Below are 17374 nucleotides of genomic sequence, written 5' to 3' on the forward strand. Positions count from 1 at the left end.
TTGCCTCAGGGAAGGCGCCGGTATTGTGCTCGTCACATTTCTGACAATGGTCGGCGGACCGACCTCCGGTGCTGCCTGGGCCACGCCGGAGCCGGGTCGCATTTCGCCAGCGCCACCGAGACCGCTGCTGCGCGAGTCGCCACTAGGCACGTCCGATCGACATGGTCCGCCCTTCCATGTCGTCCCGATGTTGCCTACATGCAGCTGCATGAAATCTGATCCTGCCGACCGCCGCTTCGCGCCGACCGCCCTGATGCTTGGAAACGTCGTCACCGGCTGCTCGGTGCTGGCGCCCGCTGGGATGCTCCCGGAATTGTCCTCAGGCCTCGATATCAGCATCCGCACCGCGGGCCTTCTGATCACCTTTGGCGCCATCACGCTTTGCATCGGCTCGCCGCTCACGGCGTGGCTGACCAGCCGGATCGAGCGGCGCATGCTTCTCACCGCAACGCTCGCGCTGCTTGCCGCCGGCAATATCGGCTCGGCCCTCGCTCCCGACTATACGAGCCTGCTCGCCATTCGCCTGGTGATGCTCGCGATCGGCGCGCTCTATACGCCGCAGGCCGCAGGCACTGCGGCGATCATCGTGCCGGTCGAAAAGCGCGGTAGCACGATCGCCTATGTATTTCTCGGATGGTCGATTGCCGCAGCCGTCGGCTTGCCGCTGATCACCTTCATCGCCAGCCGCTACGGTTGGCGGGGAGCCTACGGCGCGATTGGCGGGCTCGGCTGCCTCAGCTTCGTTCTGTTGCTATGGCGCCTGCCGGCCGGTTTGAAGGGTACGCCGGTCGATCTGAAGACCTGGGGCGAAGTCGGGCGCAATCGCACCATCGTGCTGCTGCTTGCGATCACCATGCTGCAGATGTCCGGGCAGTTCGTGATCTTTACCTTCATGGGGCCGCTGCTGACGAAGCTGACGGATGCCAGCCCCGATGCGATCGGTCTGGCCTTCGGCGTCTACGGTGTCTGCGGCTTCCTCGGCCTCCTCATTGCCACGCGCATCGTCGATACTTGGGGGCCCTACAGGACCTCGGTTCTGTTCACGAGCCTGTTGCTCGCGGGCGTCGCCGGATGGGCACTGGGCGCCGGCAATTTTGCGTTGATGGTCCTCTCGGTCGCAGTCTGGGGGCTGGGATTTGCCTCGACCAACTCGATGCAGCAGGTGCGCCTGGTCGCGGCGGCGCCGTCGTTGGCGCCGGCCACCGTCTCGCTCAATACGTCCGTGCTCTATATCGGGCAGGCCGTGGGCTCGGCAGCGGGCGGAGCGTTGTTCGCGCGCGATCTCCTGCACACCATCGGATTCTTGGCCGCCGGCTTCGTCGTCCTCGCGCTCGCCGTTGTCGGGCTGACCCGGCCTCGGCGGGCCGTGGCGACGGTCGCGGCATAGTGCAAAGCCCGTCACATCCGGCTTTTCTCCCCAGCGGACGCTTGGCAAACCGCGCAGGAGGGCGCTAGAAGGCGAAGGTTGGGGACCAACGAGAGCTGACTGACATGAGGATGATTCTGGCGCTTGTCGCGGTGCTGTATTCGGCCGCCGCTTTTGCGCAAACCGACACGCCGATGGTTGGCGACAAGCCGCTGGTGCAGGTCAAGCCCAAGGGGGCCAGCAAGGGTACCAAGGAGGCGGCGGCCAAGGGCAAATCCGAGGCGGCCGCGCCCAAGGGCAAGCCGCAGCCCACCGCGGTCAGGCTGCAGGCCTGTCTCGACCTCGACGACGGCACCAAAGACCGGCTCAACTGCTACGACGGAGTGATCCCGCCGCAGCCGAAGCCGAAGCCCGCAAAGGCCAAGGGCGTTGCCGACTGCCGCTTCCTCAAGGAAGAGGACGAGCGCCTGGCTTGTTTCAACGGCTTTGCCGAAAGCATTCCGAAGCTGCCCAAGAATTAATTGCGGACTAATTGCCGCCCGATTAGGAGTGCGTGCTGATCCGCAGCTAGTCGCTGATCCGGGTCAGCACCGCCAGGAAGGCGACACCGGGAAGCTGCAGCGCGCTGCCCTCGAACTCGGCCATCTCGCCGTCTTCTCGGCCATTGAGCGTGATCCTGTCGGTTCCGAACAGCGGGCGGAAAGTCGGATCGTCGTTGTAGCGCTCGGTCGAGATCTTGACCTTGATGCTCTCGCCCTTGCCGGTGTAGGTGCCCACGAAGGCGAAAGCGGAATTGCCGCCGCGGAGCTTGCCGTCGGTCACATAGAGGACCCCGCACCCGGTGCCGTGCACGGTGTGAAAGTTCGCCTTGTAGAGTCCCTCGCGCAACTTCAGTCCCTCACAGAATCCCCAGTCCACGTTATGGGCATCGTCAGGGGAAACAATCCCGGGCATTCCGGGAGGCTCGGGCCATCAACATCACATTTTGATCAGCAAGCGAATTGTCGACGGCAGCGCATCCGCATGGCGCTACGCGCGGAAAACGCTAGCGACTTGAAGCCGACGAAGTGCTTGCAGCGACGCGCGTGAGAGCAAGCGACGGTGTCGCCGACATCTTGACCAGCACGTCCTTGAGCGGATTTTGCGTCCAGGCCCGCGTCACGTAGTCGCGATGCCTGATGCCGTCGGCGGTCTCGACGAACACCACGCTGCCGGGACGCAAGGGGCCGTCCATGTCCTCCGAGACGCTGATGCCCTTTTGTCGGAGCATGCTCATCAGCTCGTGGTCGCGCCGCGCGGTGTAGTGGGTGTAGGAGCTGACGAAGAAGCCGGAGCGGTGGCTCTCGATCCAGGAGGCGAACTTGTCGAGCTCGCCATAGACCGCGTCGAGCAGCACGACGCCGCGAACGCGGTCGCTGATGCCGCCGACCTCGAGGCTCCAGGCTGTCGGCAGGAAACCGCCGCTATAGCCGACGATCACGATCGGCATGTTGGCGAAGGCGCGTGCGCTGTTCGGATCGCCATAGAGGCGGGCGAGATGCTGGGTCGATTCCTCCATGAAACGCTTGAGCCCGCCGGGCTGCCAGAACTTGCCGGCGCTGGAATCGGCGGCGTCGACCGCCATCTGCGGGGCAAGCAGCACGGCGTTGGCGCCGGATTCGGAGATCTGCTGCGGCACCAATTGCCGGTCGCGGACGTCGCGCTCCAGCGTCGCGCCGTTGCCGTGGAAGAACACCACGATCACGCCGGGCTTGCGCACGTCGAAATGCTCGGGCACGTGCACGAGCACGCGGCTGTCATTGTAGGTCTCGTCCTGCCAGAACACGCGTCCCGAATAGCTGCGGTGTCCGCGGCGATCGCCCTTGGAGATGTTGAGGAAGGGCGCGTCGGAGGCAGGATTGTTGCCGAAATAGGGGAACGCGGACGATTTCATGCTGACGAGCGTGGTCAGGTCGTCGCGCTGCGGACGTTGATAGGGCACCTGCGGGTCGAGCGAGGCGACCTTGTAGGGGGCGGGCTCGGCCGATTGTACCGCGCGCTTCGGCGAGAAGTCCGACATCTGCCGCTGCAGGAAGCTTTCGCTTGCCGAGGGGAAGCGCTCCTTGAACTGCGGGGCCGGGAAGCGGTCCTCGAACGTGTCGCCGCTTGCGACTTGCGTGCTGGTCTTGGCAACGATCTGGGTATTGGTTTGGGAGTTCGCCGCCAGCATCGCCGGGTTGGGCGCTTGGCCGCATTGAACCAGTGTCAGCGAGAGCGGCACCAGGACGGAGGCGAGGCCGACCCGGCAGGCAAGTCGAAAGGCACGACGATGCAGACCGGGCGATCTCGCCCGGTCAGCACCCATTGCTGTTTCGACTCTCGGATCGACCCCGACCATCCACCCACTAACCCCAAGGCAATCGGCAATCTCTTAGCTAATTGAGCCGATTGGCGTTTAGGTGACGTTAAGCTTCCGGAGAAAACTCCCCACATCCGGAACGCTCAAAATGACCACGGAATCGTGTCGCGATTGTGGGAGGGGGAGTAGGCCTTCCGCGGCGCGGCAGTAGGTTTATTGCCCGAGAGGGTGCGAGTGTGGTGCCAAAATACCGCTTTCGCTTGCCTCATTTAGCCCTTGTTAACCCTGCTTGAATTGACTGGACCAATCTGCGCGATGCTTGGGAGAGGCGCGAGCCCTCAGCTAAGGACGGCGATGACGGCATCAGATGCGGGAAGCGCGGCGTGGACGGGCCGGCGTCTCGGAAGCGCGTCCGGCGTTTCCGTCATCGTGGCAACCGCGATCGTCGTCGCCGATATGGTTGGCGTCGGGGTGTTCACGAGCCTCGGCTTCCAGGTCAAGGACATCCCGTCCGGTTTCTCGATCCTGCTATTATGGACGGTCGGTGGCATCGTCGCGCTGTGTGGCGTGTTCTCGTATAGCGAACTCGGGGCGATGTTCCCGCGCTCGAGCGGCGAGTACAATTTTCTCGGCCGCGCCTATCATCCCGCGTTCGGTTTTCTCGCCGGCTGGGTTTCTGCGACCGTCGGCTTCGCCGCACCGGTTGCGCTCGCGGCGATGGCGTTCGGCCAATATGCGAAATCGGTCATTCCGACGTTGCCGCCGATCCCGCTTGCCATCGGCGTGGTGTGGCTGGTGTCGATCGTCCAGCTTACAGGCGTCAAGCACTCCTCGACCTTCCAGCTCGTCTCGACGATTCTGAAAGTCATTCTGATCGTGGCTTTCCTGGTTGCGGGCTTTGCGATCGGGGTGCGACAGCCGGTATCATTCATGCTTGCGTCGGGCGACTTCGGCCACATCACCAGCGCGCCTTTCGCGATCGGGCTCGTCTTCGTGATGTACTCCTTCTCCGGCTGGAACGCGGCGACCTACATCATCGGCGAGCTGCACATGCCGCAGCAAAGCCTGCCGCGCGCGTTGCTGGCGGGCACGCTGATCGTGATGGTGCTCTATGTGGCGCTGAACGCGGTGTTTCTCTACGCAACCCCGATCGACAAGCTCGCCGGCCAACTCGAGGTCGCGAGCATTGCCGGCACCGCTATCTTCGGCGACCTCGGCGGCCGCATCGTTGGCTCCATGATCTGCGTCGGCCTGATCTCCTCCATCAGCGCGATGATGTGGATCGGTCCGCGTGTCATGATGACGATGGGCGAGGACATTCCGGCACTCCGCGTGTTCTCCCGAAGATCGGCGAGCGGCGCACCGGCCTATGCCATTCTGTTTCAGCTCGCGGTCGCCAACCTTCTGCTCTTCACGCGCAGCTTCGAGGCGGTGCTCGACTTCATCCAGTTCGCGCTGTTGTTCTGCTCATTCTTCACCGTGCTAGGGGTGATCAAGCTGCGCTTTACGGATCCTGCCCTGCTGCGGCCCTATCGCGCCTGGGGGTACCCGGTCACGCCGGTGGTTTTCCTGCTCGTGACCGCCTTCATGATGTACTATCTGTTGACCGAGCGGCCAGTTCAGTCGCTGTCGAGCATGCTGATCATGTTCTCGGGCCTGTTGATCTACGCCATTTTCCGCAGGCGGCCGGAGGCCGCAGCAACCTCACACCATCGCGAATAGACATGTTTCGACCCATGAAAATTGCGGCCGTCGCCTTCGCCTTGTTGTTCGCGGTCGTGGCCGCCGCACGTGCGGCCGGCACTGTCACGGCCGACGACACGGCGCGCTTCCTCGCGGGCATGCAGCCATCCGCGGAGTCTCCGCTTGCGGCGCTGACCAGGGATCCGTCCTGGCAGCGCCACGCCAAGTTCTTCGACGGCGCCTTCGCCCAACTCGAGCAGCGGCAGCTTTCCAGGATCCGCGCCTGGTCGGAGGTCAATCTGGCCGCGCCCCGGCCGACCATGTTCTACATGTTCTCGGGGCCGGATTTCCTCTACGCCGACGCGTTCTATTCCAAGGCAAGCACCTACGTGCTTGGTGCGCTCGAGCCGATCGGCAGCGTTCCCGACCTGACGCGCGTACCGCGCGGCGCGATCGCGCCCGCGCTCTACAATGTCGAGCGTTCGCTTGGCTCGATCCTCAGCTTCAGCTTCTTCATCACCAAGCACATGAAGGTCGACCTGCACGCCAACGAGGTCAACGGCACCTTGCCGATCCTCTATGTCTTCCTGGCGCGCTCGGGAAAGACCATCCGCAACGTCGAGATGGTCTCGATCGATGACAAGGGCGGCCTGCATGCGGCAGGGGATAACGCAGGTCCGAACGCTACCCACGGCGTGCGCATCACCTTTGTCGGCAGTGATGGCGAGGCGCGGACGCTGTACTACTTCTCGACCGATCTTTCCAATTCCGGCGCGCGCGCGGCCGGCTTCCTGAAGTTCTGCGAGACGCTCGGACCCGGCAACAGCCTGCTCAAGAGCGCGTCGTATCTCCTGCATGCCGGTAACTTCACGGTCGTGCGCGACTGGCTGCTCGCCAACAGCGCCACCATCATCCAGGATGATTCCGGCATTCCGCTTGCGAACTACAATGCGCGGCAATGGCGGTTCTTCCCTTTCGGGCGCTATCTCGGGCCGATTGCGGAATTTCCCGGCCGGTATCAGGAACGCTATGCCGAGCTCTTCTCGCGGGCCCAGCCGATCGATTTCGGCATCGGCTATCGCTGGCGCATGAATGAGTCGAACCTGCTGCTGTCGGTGAAGGTGCCGGGAAGCGAGATAGTGCCGGTCGAAACCACCTCGTCGGCCGAACCACCGCCAAAGCCGGTCCGTCCGAAGCGGCCGCGTCCGCCCGAGCCGATCCCGCCGCCGCCCGGACGCTTCTTCTGGTTTCGCTAGGGCGCAACCATAAACGTCGGTTTTGCGATGGCGAAGCGGCAGCCCCTCGGCGCGAACCTAACCGGCGGGTTGTGACTCGAAGGCGACATGGCTGTGCTCTGCGACACGGTCTCCTCAATGCCTCAAAGTCGCTGGCAAAACGTATTTGTCGAGTAGCTCAATTTCGGGCGCGATCATCCGGACGGACTCAAGGGAAGCATTGAATACAACAATCATGTCGAGCTCAGGGATAATGACAATCTTTTGCGCATTGAACCCCATCGCCGCCGTCCACTCAACGACGCGGCCCTCGATCAGCGATCGACCTAGCCACCACTGAAAACCATATGACAAACGCTTTTGGGCCTTGATCTGCTCCGCCGTCGATTGAGCAACCCAAGACGCGGGAACGATCTGCTTCCCCTCCCAAGCTCCGCGGTTCAGAACGAGTTGGCCGATTTTCGCCCAGTCGCGCGGGCGCAGGCTGAGCCCTGTGCTGGACGTCGGAACGCCGTTCCCGAGGCGCCCATGCCAGTCGACGTCGTTGATGCCGAGAGGCACGAAGATATTCTCACGTGCCAGAACATCGACGGTTTTCCCGGAAACCTTTTGCAGGACCGCGCCGATGAGTTCTGTTTCTGCACCGTTGTATTCGAAGGAAATGCCGGGGTCTCGCGCGAGGTTCTGTTCGAGCGCGTGCCGGTAGGGATCGTGATCGTGGCGCAATATCGGATGCGCGACGGACGAGCTTAGTCCGGCCGACATTGTCAGAAGGTTACGTAGCGTGATGCGATCCTTTCCCGGCGTACGAAGATTCGCATACTCGGGGAAATATGAAAAGATTGGAGCGTCCAAGTCCTTGATCAGGCCGCGATCCATTGCAATTCCAACCAAAAGCGATACCACGCTCTTGGTCATCGAATTGCCGACATGCTTGATGGTCGCGTCGAAGGAGGGATGGTTCGGGTAGTCAAAGTAACGTTCGTAAACGAGCACGCCATGGCGCACGACGACAATCGAGTCGACGTTGGAGAGCTTGCGATCAATCACCCCTTTTTCCATCGCGCAAAGCAGGGCAGCGTCAAACCCCTGTTGCTCCGGCGAACCGATGCGCCATCCGTCGTGGGTATCCGATGGCCTGCCACAGTCGGGGGTTGGTTCGGCTCCAATTGCGAATTCGACCGTGAAGAAAAATAGGGACAAGATAGTCGAGATGACAACTAAGCGGATCGCCGCTGCGCGCATTGCATTCCCCGGACCGTCGCCGACCATGTCTCTACCTACGACGTTTCACTCAAATATAGCAAGAGCCTGAAGATTCACGGCGCGGTTGAATCTTCACGCGCCATCTGTCACTCAAGTCCTTCTCGGTGAATGGAGTGGATGTTGAGAACAGCTGCGGGTGCAACACTAGCTTTCATGCTTGCCATCGCCATCTCGGCAATAGCTTCGGGCGCAGTTTTGGCTCAATCTGTATCTGACGCCGAGATGTTCGATCCGGTCGGAGTCGTTAACGGGATCCAAATCACGCTTTCGGCCTGCGAAGAGATGGAGCGGCGCCAAACTGCTGTCTGGGTTCGCGTTGATGGTCGAGGCTACTGCTTGAGATACTATGCCGCCGGCCTCACTCCCCATGGGCCGAACCTTCTTGTCGCCGCCTGGATGTCCGGCGACGTCATGGGAGGCCCGAAAGGAGTCGCTCATCAGCAAGGGCTGGGGGTAGCCTCGATGATTGAACAGTCCACCACATTGTCCAATCGATACGCCGTGCCTTATATTTTTCTCGCGCGACCCGGCACCTACGGCAGTGCCGGCAAACATTATGATATCAGGCACACGCCTCTGGAAGCGAAACTCGTCGAGGCTCAGATCGATGCCTTGAAGGCTCGTTACCACATTGATCGATGGGTGCTTGGTGGACACAGTGGCGGCGGAACGCTGGCCGCCGAATTTCTCGCTCGGCGCAACGATATCCAATGTGCGGTGCTTTCCTCTTCTGCGGCCGCCTATCGCGCCAGGCTTGAGAAGAGAGGGTTTGTTCACCGGCTCAAGACCGAAGTATTTTTCGATCCCTACGACTCGATAGACAAAATACCGGATCAGCCTGGGCGGCGAATATTCCTGATTGCTGACCCGCGTGATACCAATATTCCGTTCTCGACGCAGGAGCTCTATTTCAATGCGTTGAAGAAACGGGGCCTCGATGTCTGGTTGGTGCCGTTGCAGAAAGCTCCCAAGCCCAAATATCATAGCCTCGTTGACTTCGGAGAAACCGCGACTGGGATGTGCGCGAGTGGCGCGACGACCGATTCCATTCTCAAAAAACTCAACGACATGCCTCAGCAGTCAGATCGTATATCAAACTGATCAGTTCTGAGCCCGGACTACCAGTGCACGCTCTGGCTTGGAACGATGAAGGCCGTCGTGCTTGGCGGAGTTGTGATGCTTGTTGCCAGGTACCAGCCGGAGCCGAGGACGAGGGTGAGCAGCGCGACGATGGCGAGCAGGTCGATGGTCCTGCTGTCGTGACCATGGGGGCTGATTTTCCAGCGCATTGTTGTTTCCTCCCGATGGGAGCATCACAACAACGCGATCTTGGTATCCGCCGTTCCCTGCAAGTCAGAGCTGCACGGCACGCTTGGAAGCGGTGCAATGAAATCAGGGTGCGTTGACGCCGCGCCAGCGTCCATAGCGCCAGGGCAGATACCAGCGCGCGCCTTGCGGGGCCGTCAGCGGCACGTTGTCGATGCCTGACGTCCCGAATGGGTGGCAGCGCAACAGCCGTGCAAGCGTCATCCAGCCACCAGCCCAGAGTCCGAAACGCTCGATCGCCTCATCGCCATAGACCGAGCAGGTCGGCAAGTGGCGGCAATTGTAGCCGACCAGCGGGGAAAGCGTGTGCCGGTACACCCAGATGAGTCCGCGTCCGACAATGCGCGGCAACCGCAGTAGCGATGCGACGATGGTGCGATCTGGTTCTGACGCTGATTGCTTCATGTGCGCCTTGCTGCGAAGCTGTGCGAGGTGTTGCGCGGTTCCAGCGCAGGGAACAGCAAGTCGTTGCCCCGCCGCCATATTTTGCATGTTTTTAGGGGGCAGTGCAGCAAGTAGCTATGGACGATCTGTATTCCCCCGGATACATTTTTGTGACGCCTGTGTCATACAGAGTCGAACGTTGCCTGGGGCTTGCCTGATCGCTTTTGAGGCTTGGGGAAGGAACCACGTTGAGACTTCTGAAGTCGCTTGATCTTCGCGGCTGGTTGCTTGTGGGAACCGCTGCATGTTGCGTTGCGCTAACGGGCGCGATCGCGACCTTCAGCTCTTCCGCACATGCGGGCGGTACGCTTGAAGAGCGCAAGTTGCCGATGAAATTCAATTGGGTCGCATGCGACCCGAACTGCCGCGGCTGGGTCAGCGCCGTCGGCATCATCACAGCCGATACGCCGAAAGATTTTGAGGATTTTGCCCGCGGGCGCCAGCTTGGCGGGGCGACCGTGGTGCTCGACTCCAGCGGTGGTTCCGTTAACGACGCGATCACGCTCGGGCGACGCTTCCGTAACCTCGGCCTTCTGACCACCGTCGGCATCAGCGTGCAGAATCGCAGCGGGCAGGGCGGCGCGCGTCCGGCCGTCGCACCTGAGGCCTATTGTGAGTCCATGTGCGTGTTCCTACTGCTGGCTGGCAAGACGCGCTACGTGCCGGAAGCAGCCCATGTCCGGGTGCATCAGATCTGGATGGGCGATCGCGCCGACGACGCGCGGGCTGCAAGCTACAGCGCGCAGGACCTGATGATCGTCGAGCGCGACATCGGTCGGCTCGCAAAGTACACCTTCGATATGGGCGGCGCCGGTGACTTGCTGTCGCTCGCACTGAGTGTGCCGCCCTGGGAAGACCTGCACGAATTGGACCCGGCCGAGCTCAAGCTCACCAATGTGGTGACGACGGACGCCGCTTCCGACGTGCTGCCGCACGTCGATGTCTCGGCCCCTGCGATGGCCGACGCTGCGCCGAAGGTGCAGGACCGCTTTGCAACGGAACCGGAGCAGTCGGTCAAGTCGACCAAGACGGCGGAAGCGCTGGTAGCGACCGGCGGTGGTGCGTCGGCGCCTGGCCCGGCGGTGCAGAAGTAAAGTCCGACAATCGGTCTGGCTATTCCGGGTCCCGCGCTCGGGCCGCCCGCGAAATGACGTGCGCAGGGACCTAGTCCTGCGCCGTAACCGGCTGTTTCGTCTTCGCTTCGATCTGGCCGATGGCGTCGACCACGGCGTCGAAGGTCAGCAGTGTCGACGCGTGACGCGCCTTGTAGTCGCGGACCGGCTCAAGGAACTTGATTTCGTCCCATTTTCCGTCCGGCGGGGCGCCGTTCTCTTTCAGCATCTTGCGAACGGTTTCGCGTAACTCACGGAGTTCGCTCGCAGTCGAGCCGATCACGTGACTTGCCATGATGCATGCAGAAGCCTGTCCGAGCGCGCAAGCCTTCACGTCGTGGGCGAAGTCGGTGACGGTGTCGCCACTCATCTTGAGATCGACCTTCACGGTCGAGCCACACAGCTTGGAATGGGCGGTGGCGCTGGCGTCGGGATCGGAGAGTCGGCCCAGACGGGGGATATTCCCGGCCAGTTCGATGATCCGCTTGTTATAGATGTCGTTCAGCATGTGATGGGGTCCGAGACCTTCCGGGCGGCTTCCGGCGGGATCGGCCTTGGCGGCCGCCGTCCTCGGTCTTATATAGGGTTGGAACTGGCGAAAAAACAGCCCGGTAGCCTTGTCGGCGGTGGTCGAACACATCGCATCCGACGTAGAGGCGGGGGCGGTTGATCGCCCAAATTGGTTGTTCTCTCTCAGGCGTCCGGCGGCTCGACCGCCCCGTCTGCCGGTGACACTCCGGCCGCAAGGCCGTCGAACGGAGTTGACATGGACGCTTTGATCAAACCCATCCGCCCCAACAAGCCTTCCGACAAGCAGGTCGATCGCCCCGCTGAGCTTGATCCTGCTGAATTTCTTGCGGCCGCCGTCCGTGCGGACCAACCGCGCCCGGCACGCGCCGAGGCCGAGCAGGCGGTGAAGACGCTGCTCGCCTATATCGGGGAGAATACCGATCGCGAGGGCCTGCTCGACACGCCGCGTCGCGTGGTCGAGGCCTTCGACGAACTCTATCAGGGCTACCACCAGTGCCCGGCCGAGGTGCTGGACCGCACCTTTGGCGAGACCGCCGGGTATGATGACTTCGTGCTGGTGCGTGACATCGAGTTCACCTCGCAGTGCGAGCACCACATGATGCCGTTCTACGGCAAGGCACACATCGCCTATACGCCCGTCGAGCGCGTCGTTGGCCTCTCCAAGCTCGCGCGGCTGACCGACATTTTCGCCCGCAGGCTACAGACCCAGGAGCATCTGACGGCGCAGATCGCGGCCGCGATCGACGAGATACTGAAGCCTCGCGGCGTTGCGGTGCTGGTCGAGGCCGAGCATACCTGCATGTCGGTGCGCGGTGTCGCCAAGCATGGGGCGATGACGTTCACCAGCCGTTTCACCGGCATGTTCCGCGACAATCCGGCGGAGCAGGCCCGCTTCCTGTCTCTGGTGCGAGGCTCACCGCGCTGACCCTCGCCGACGATTGAGCCGAGGGTTTTCGTGTCCACTCATTCCCATGACATCGAGGAAGGGCTGAGCTTCCAGCCCAAGTTCGACGCGGCCGGCCTCGTCACCTGCGTGGCCACGGATGTCGCGACCGGCGACGTATTGATGGTCGCCCACATGAATGACGAGGCGCTTCGCAAGACCATCGCGACGGGTGAAGCCTGGTACTTCAGTCGCTCCCGCAATGCGTTATGGCGAAAGGGTGAGACGTCAGGTCAAACCCAGCGTGTCGTCGAGATGCGCACCGATTGCGATCAGGACGCGGTCTGGATCCGGGTCGAGCAGGTCGGCGCAGCCTGCCACACCGGCCGCAGGTCGTGCTTCTATCGCAAGGTGGAGCCCGACGGTGGAAGCGCGAAGCTCGTCTTCGTCGAGGCTGAGCGGCTGTTCGATCCCGACGCGGTCTATAAGAAGTAGCCTCCGTCATTCCGGGACGGCCCGAAGAGCCGAACCCGGGAGGACCGAGGATGCGAAATTAACCCGGCATTAACCATACCTGTCCCACCGTGAGACGACATGGTGCCGAATTGCCGGCGTCATCAACGCCGCGCGGAGCGGGGCTGCCCAATATGTCGGTCGACAATTCTAGTGCCACGACGACGGCGGGGATCGATCCGTCGCGGGCGCGCGTGACCGGCGCGATCAAGCAGGCCTCCGATCTCACCGGCGTCAGCTTCGAATACATGCTGACCACAGCCAAGATGGAATCGGATTTCAATCCGGCCGCGGGTGCGACGACCTCGTCTGCGCACGGGCTCTATCAGTTCATCGACCAGACCTGGCTCGGCACGGTGAAGGAGGCGGGCACCCAGCTCGGCTACGGCAGCTATGCCGATGCCATCACCAAGACCTCTTCCGGCAGCTACACGGTCACCGACCCGACGATGCGGAGCTCCATCATGAAGCTGCGCGACGACCCCGATGCTGCATCGAGCATGGCCGCAGTGCTGACGCAGTCGAACAGCTTCAAGCTGACGGGCCTGCTCGGTCGCCGTCCGAGCGATAGCGAGCTCTATATGGCGCATTTCATGGGCGTCGGCGGCGCGGCAAAGCTGATCGCCAACGCCGCGGACAATCCGCAAGCCGTCGGCGCGCGGCTGTTCCCTAATGCCGCCGCGACCAACCGTTCGATCTTCTATGCCAAGGACGGTCGGGCGCGCAGCGTCTCGGAAGTATATTCGGTGCTGGATGCGCGCTACGCCAGCGCCGCGAATTCGAAATCGACGCGGAGTGCGATCGCCATGTACGGCGACACGCCGTCGACGACCCAGGTCGCGAGCGCCAACGGCGTGCAGCCCACGTCGCTGATCAACAGCGCCGCCTATCTTCAGACCTTCCCGGACACGCGCGTGGCGACGCCGGCCAGCGCGACCTCGGCGACGACGGTGTCGGACAATTCGCCGATCACGCCGGTGTTTCGCTCGATCTATCAGCCCGGCGACAGCACGCAGCCAGTTTCGGCCACTGTGCAGAAATTGTGGGGCAATAACGCCTCGCAGAGCTCGGTTACGAACTCGACGCCCGACGTTCGCGCGCCGCAGCCGCTCGACCTCTTTAGCGATCGCAGCGGTACCTTCTCGAGCTGAGTGCGCTGCAAAATCTGCAGCCCTTAACAAAACGTCAATAAAACCAGCCGGTTATGGTGAACGCTTTGTTAAGCGTCGTGGTTTATTTTGTCTTGCGGGTGACGGGTGTCACCGTTTGGTTTGGTTGCGTAGGCCGGAAGCACAATGATCGTTCGGCAGTTTATCAATTGGATCAGGACCGCGTCCGCCGGTGAGCGGGCAGAGGCAACACGGGCGTTGGCCCGTGCCTGGTTGATTTCAGACCTTTCTCACGACGATCGCGTCGCCGCCGAAGGCGCGCTGTTGATGCTGCTCGACGATCCGTCGCCGCTGGTACGCCAGGCCATGGCGGAGGCCTTCGCGCGCTCGACGGAGGCGCCGGCGGCAATCGTCCAGGCGTTGTCGACCGACCAGCCGTCGGTCGCGCTTCCCGTGCTCGAACATTCACCGCTCCTGATCGATGCCGATCTCGTCGACATCGTCGCGACCGGCAATTGCGAGGTGCAATGCGCCGTCGCTCGCCGCATCGCGCTGCCAGCATCGGTCTGCGCCGCGATCGCCGAAGTCGGCTGTGCGGCGGCAGCGCTCGAGCTGATCGAAAATCCCTACGCCGAGCTCGCGTCCTTCTCCTGGGACCGTATCGTCGAGCGTCACGGCCATCTTGCCGCGATCCGCGAGGCGTTGCTGGTGCTCGAAGATCTGCCGGCCGCCACGCGCGCCGCGCTGGTCGCAAAGCTCTCCGCGACGCTGGCGCAGTTCGTGATTGCCCGCAACTGGCTAAGTGCCGATCGCGCCGAGCGCATCGCGACCGAGGCCCGCGACCGCTCCACCGTCAACATCGCGGCGCGCTCGCGCGGCGAGGACATGCAAGGCCTTGTGTGTCACCTGCGCGCGACCGGCCAGCTCACCGCAGGTCTGATCCTGCGCGCGCTGTTGTCGGGCAATCTCGAACTGTTCAATGCGGCGCTCGCGGAATTGTCGGAGATGCCGCCGGCGCGCGTCGCGGCGCTGCTGCACGATCGCGGCGGAGCCAGCCTGCATGCGCTGCTGCGCCGCGCGGGCTTTCCGGAATCGACCTTCGCGGCGTTCCAGGTCGCGCTCGAGGCCTGCCACGAGAACGGCTTTGTCGACACCCAGGATGGCGCTGCGCGACTGCGCAGGCGCATGGTCGAGCGCGTGCTCACCCATTGCGAGACCGATCGCGGCGCGGCCGAGCCGCTGCTCATCCTGCTGCGCCGCTTCGCGACGGAATCTGCGCGCGAGGAAGCGCGCCTGTTCTGCGACGAGCTGGTCGCGGAGGAGGCGATCGCGCCGGTCTATGATGATCTGATCGCGGCGTAGCGAAGATGCGGTAGGGTAGGCAAAGCGGAGCCTGCCCACCGCTTCTGTTGAGGACGCGGCAAGATGGTGGGCACGGCGCAAGGGCGCCCTTGCCCACCCTACGGCACCCTTCAACGCGGCAACGTTAATCCCCTGGCACGATGCTCGGCGCCAGAATCGCTTCGAGATGCTCGGGACGATCACGGTTGACGTGGGCGAGATAGTCGTCGGCGACCCTGCGCAGGCGGCGGCTAAGCTCGCTGCCGACGGAGATGCTGTCGAGCTTGGTGTTCCCGTGCACGATGGCCTGGATGGCGTTGATGTGGTGCGAGAAGAGCTCGCTCGGCACCTTGGCAAGATCCGGCGCATGCTCGATGACGCGGCACAGGCTTTCGGCGATGACTGCGGCGGACGGATAGCCGAACGTCGCCGCATCGCCCTTGATGTCATGGGCTGCACGAAACAGCTCGTCGCGCGCCTCCTTGGTGAAGCCGTCCTTCTGCACGGCCGCGTAGGCCGCAGCCAGCCGTCCGGCTTCGATCGCCATCCAGTCCTTGAATTCCCCGGAGAGTCCGGCGAGCGCCTGCTCGGCGCGACCGACCGGATCATCCATGTCCTTCTCTTCGACCCGGCGCAGCACCTTGCGCAGCGGATTGGGCTGCGTGATCACGTGGTGGGTGGCGAAGGCCTTGACCTCGATGTCTCTGGGGCTGTTCTTGGCCATGATGCCTGCCTCGATGGTTGAGGGCGCTCGCTAGATGGAGGACCGCGCTTTGTCGAGCAACGAGGGTTGCTGCAGCACTTCGTGCTTTTCGCCGACGCGGCGCTCGGGGCCCATATAGGCGGAGCTGGTGTTGCGACGGCGATCCGGCCCGAAATAGGTCTTGGTCTTGATGAAGGGCCGGGGATTGGCGACCACGTTCAGGATGCGCTGGTAGAGACCCTTGGCCGAGATCGGCTTGGCCAGGAATTCGGTGACGCCGGCATCGCGCGCCACCGTGACGCGACGTTTTTCGGAGTGACCTGTCAGCATGATGATCGGTGCGTAGGGATTACCCTTGGATTCCGGCTGCCGGATCATCTGCGCCAGCTCGAGCCCATCGAAGATCGGCATCGCCCAGTCTGTGATGACGATGTCGGGCACGTAGTGGCTGTACATTTCGAGCGCCGTGGCGCCGTCTTCGGCTTCATAAACCTCGCGCGCGCCGAAGGAGTGCAAAAGCGTCCGCAGGATGCGGCGCATGTGCGGATTGTCGTCGCAGACGAGGAAGCGCAGCTTGTTGAAATCGATGCGGAACATGACGCCCAGGCCGAAGCGGTCAAACTTCGTTAACCATATCGCGTACGAGGTTAACGAAGCGTTGCCTCCCGCGGCCCGGCGGGCAGGTCCGGATACAGCTCCTAGTAGCCGAACTGCTCGCGCAGAATTCGTTCTTCGAGGCTGTGGCCGGGGTCGAACAGCATCCGCATCGAGATGGTCTTGTCCGACAGCACCTCGACGCGGCGGACGTCGCGTACTTCGTCATGGTCGGCGACCGCGGCGACCGGGCGCTTCTCGCAATCGAGCACCTCGAACACGACATAGGCCGTGTTGGGCAGGAGGGCGCCGCGCCAACGGCGCGGGCGGAAGGGACTGATCGGCGTGAGGGCGAGCAGGGCGGCGTTGATTGGCAGGATGGGCCCCTGGGCGGAGAGATTGTACGCGGTCGAGCCAGCCGGCGTCGCCACCATGATGCCGTCGGCCATCAGCTCGGACATGCGCTCATGCTCGTCGACCAGGATCTTCAGCCGCGCCACCTGATAGGTCTGACGAAACAGGGCGACCTCGTTGATCGCGTGATGAATGTGCACCTCGCCCTGCACGTCGGTTGCGCGCATCAGCAGCGGATGGATCACGGACACATGTGCAGCCTCGAGCCGAACGCGCAGGTCGACCGTCGAGAATTCGTTCATCAGGAAGCCGACCGTGCCGCGGTGCATGCCGTAGATTGGCTTTCCCGTGCGCATGTTCTGGTGCAGCGTCTGCAGCATGAGGCCGTCGCCGCCGAGCGCCACAACGACATCGGCTTCATCGGGCTTGCAATTGCCGTACAGCCCCGTCAGCTGCGCATAGGCTTCCTGGGCCTCGGTGCCCGCGCTGGCGACGAAGGCGATCCGATCATATCGCTTGGGCTTTGTCATGAAATCGCGGGGCTCGAAAGGGTCAGGCCGGCTCGAAAAGGTGTGC

General features: G+C 62.9%; 19 protein-coding genes. 10 read left to right on the forward strand and 9 right to left on the reverse strand.

Translation table 11 applies throughout. The annotated features are described in order from the left end of the window. The first annotated feature begins 208 nt into the window (after positions 1–208). Together Q3C01_RS12050 and Q3C01_RS12055 are read left to right on the forward strand one after the other, a co-directional pair. A complete protein-coding gene (locus Q3C01_RS12050) occupies positions 209–1387 on the forward strand; it encodes an MFS transporter (protein WP_458145535.1) in 1179 nt (392 codons plus the stop codon). Between the two features lie 104 nt (positions 1388–1491). After that, entirely contained in the window at positions 1492–1887 is a 396-nt protein-coding gene (locus Q3C01_RS12055; RefSeq protein ID WP_458145536.1) for a hypothetical protein, read from the forward strand. A 46-nt stretch (positions 1888–1933) separates the two neighbouring features. Here the strand turns inward: Q3C01_RS12055 and Q3C01_RS12060 are convergent, their stop codons facing one another. Further along, positions 1934–2320, reverse strand: a complete 387-nt coding sequence (locus Q3C01_RS12060; RefSeq protein WP_458145537.1) for a hypothetical protein — start codon at positions 2318–2320, stop codon at positions 1934–1936. 91 nt (positions 2321–2411) lie between these two features. Next, complete coding sequence (locus Q3C01_RS12065) at positions 2412–3710, reverse strand: alpha/beta hydrolase (protein WP_458145538.1); 1299 nt, start codon at positions 3708–3710, stop codon at positions 2412–2414. 348 nt (positions 3711–4058) lie between these two features. Between Q3C01_RS12065 and Q3C01_RS12070 the strand changes: the two genes are divergently transcribed. Together Q3C01_RS12070 and Q3C01_RS12075 are read left to right on the forward strand one after the other, a co-directional pair. Beyond that, positions 4059–5426, forward strand: a complete 1368-nt coding sequence (locus Q3C01_RS12070) for an APC family permease (protein ID WP_458145539.1) — start codon at positions 4059–4061, stop codon at positions 5424–5426. Positions 5427–5428: 2 nt separating this feature from the next. Further along, on the forward strand, positions 5429–6643 hold the full coding sequence (locus Q3C01_RS12075) for a hypothetical protein (protein WP_458145540.1): 1215 nt from the start codon (positions 5429–5431) through the stop codon (positions 6641–6643). 114 nt (positions 6644–6757) lie between these two features. Here Q3C01_RS12075 and Q3C01_RS12080 read toward each other — a convergent pair whose 3' ends face one another. Next, entirely contained in the window at positions 6758–7894 is a 1137-nt protein-coding gene (locus Q3C01_RS12080; RefSeq protein ID WP_458145541.1) for a serine hydrolase domain-containing protein, read from the reverse strand. A gap of 114 nt (positions 7895–8008) precedes the next feature. Between Q3C01_RS12080 and Q3C01_RS12085 the strand changes: the two genes are divergently transcribed. Beyond that, positions 8009–8989, forward strand: coding sequence for an alpha/beta hydrolase family protein (locus Q3C01_RS12085; RefSeq protein WP_458145542.1), 981 nt, complete (start codon positions 8009–8011; stop codon positions 8987–8989). 17 nt (positions 8990–9006) lie between these two features. Here the strand turns inward: Q3C01_RS12085 and Q3C01_RS12090 are convergent, their stop codons facing one another. Then, positions 9007–9177, reverse strand: coding sequence for a hypothetical protein (locus Q3C01_RS12090; RefSeq protein WP_458145543.1), 171 nt, complete (start codon positions 9175–9177; stop codon positions 9007–9009). A gap of 103 nt (positions 9178–9280) precedes the next feature. Then, a complete protein-coding gene (gene yidD, locus Q3C01_RS12095; protein ID WP_458145544.1) occupies positions 9281–9619 on the reverse strand; it encodes a membrane protein insertion efficiency factor YidD in 339 nt (112 codons plus the stop codon). 227 nt (positions 9620–9846) lie between these two features. On the opposite strand from yidD, the gene Q3C01_RS12100 reads away from it, so the two are divergent. Continuing rightward, on the forward strand, positions 9847–10752 hold the full coding sequence (locus Q3C01_RS12100) for a COG3904 family protein (RefSeq protein ID WP_458145545.1): 906 nt from the start codon (positions 9847–9849) through the stop codon (positions 10750–10752). 70 nt (positions 10753–10822) lie between these two features. Here Q3C01_RS12100 and Q3C01_RS12105 read toward each other — a convergent pair whose 3' ends face one another. After that, positions 10823–11278 (reverse strand): iron-sulfur cluster assembly scaffold protein, encoded by a 456-nt coding sequence (locus tag Q3C01_RS12105; protein ID WP_458145546.1) that lies wholly within the window; start codon positions 11276–11278, stop codon positions 10823–10825. A gap of 258 nt (positions 11279–11536) precedes the next feature. Here Q3C01_RS12105 and folE point away from each other — a divergent pair, with 258 nt between their 5' ends. The 4 genes from folE (at position 11537) to Q3C01_RS12125 (ending at position 15168) form a co-directional block, all read left to right on the forward strand. Next, the gene (gene folE, locus Q3C01_RS12110; protein WP_458145547.1) at positions 11537–12226 is read left to right on the forward strand and encodes a GTP cyclohydrolase I FolE; all 690 of its coding nucleotides are present in this window, start codon (positions 11537–11539) and stop codon (positions 12224–12226) included. A 30-nt stretch (positions 12227–12256) separates the two neighbouring features. After that, entirely contained in the window at positions 12257–12679 is a 423-nt protein-coding gene (hisI, locus tag Q3C01_RS12115) for a phosphoribosyl-AMP cyclohydrolase (RefSeq protein ID WP_458145548.1), read from the forward strand. Positions 12680–12831: 152 nt separating this feature from the next. After that, a complete protein-coding gene (locus Q3C01_RS12120) occupies positions 12832–13848 on the forward strand; it encodes a lytic transglycosylase domain-containing protein (RefSeq protein WP_458145549.1) in 1017 nt (338 codons plus the stop codon). Positions 13849–13992: 144 nt separating this feature from the next. Then, entirely contained in the window at positions 13993–15168 is a 1176-nt protein-coding gene (locus Q3C01_RS12125) for a DUF2336 domain-containing protein (RefSeq protein ID WP_458145550.1), read from the forward strand. Between the two features lie 124 nt (positions 15169–15292). Here Q3C01_RS12125 and Q3C01_RS12130 read toward each other — a convergent pair whose 3' ends face one another. The 3 genes from Q3C01_RS12130 to Q3C01_RS12140 form a co-directional block, all read right to left on the reverse strand. Next, a complete protein-coding gene (locus tag Q3C01_RS12130; RefSeq protein WP_458145551.1) occupies positions 15293–15871 on the reverse strand; it encodes an Hpt domain-containing protein in 579 nt (192 codons plus the stop codon). A gap of 30 nt (positions 15872–15901) precedes the next feature. Then, a complete protein-coding gene (locus Q3C01_RS12135; protein ID WP_027525630.1) occupies positions 15902–16447 on the reverse strand; it encodes a response regulator in 546 nt (181 codons plus the stop codon). Between the two features lie 101 nt (positions 16448–16548). Continuing rightward, positions 16549–17328 (reverse strand): NAD kinase, encoded by a 780-nt coding sequence (locus Q3C01_RS12140; protein ID WP_458145552.1) that lies wholly within the window; start codon positions 17326–17328, stop codon positions 16549–16551. Positions 17329–17374: the final 46 nt, after the last annotated feature.

Source organism: Bradyrhizobium sp. UFLA05-109 (assembly GCF_054185165.1).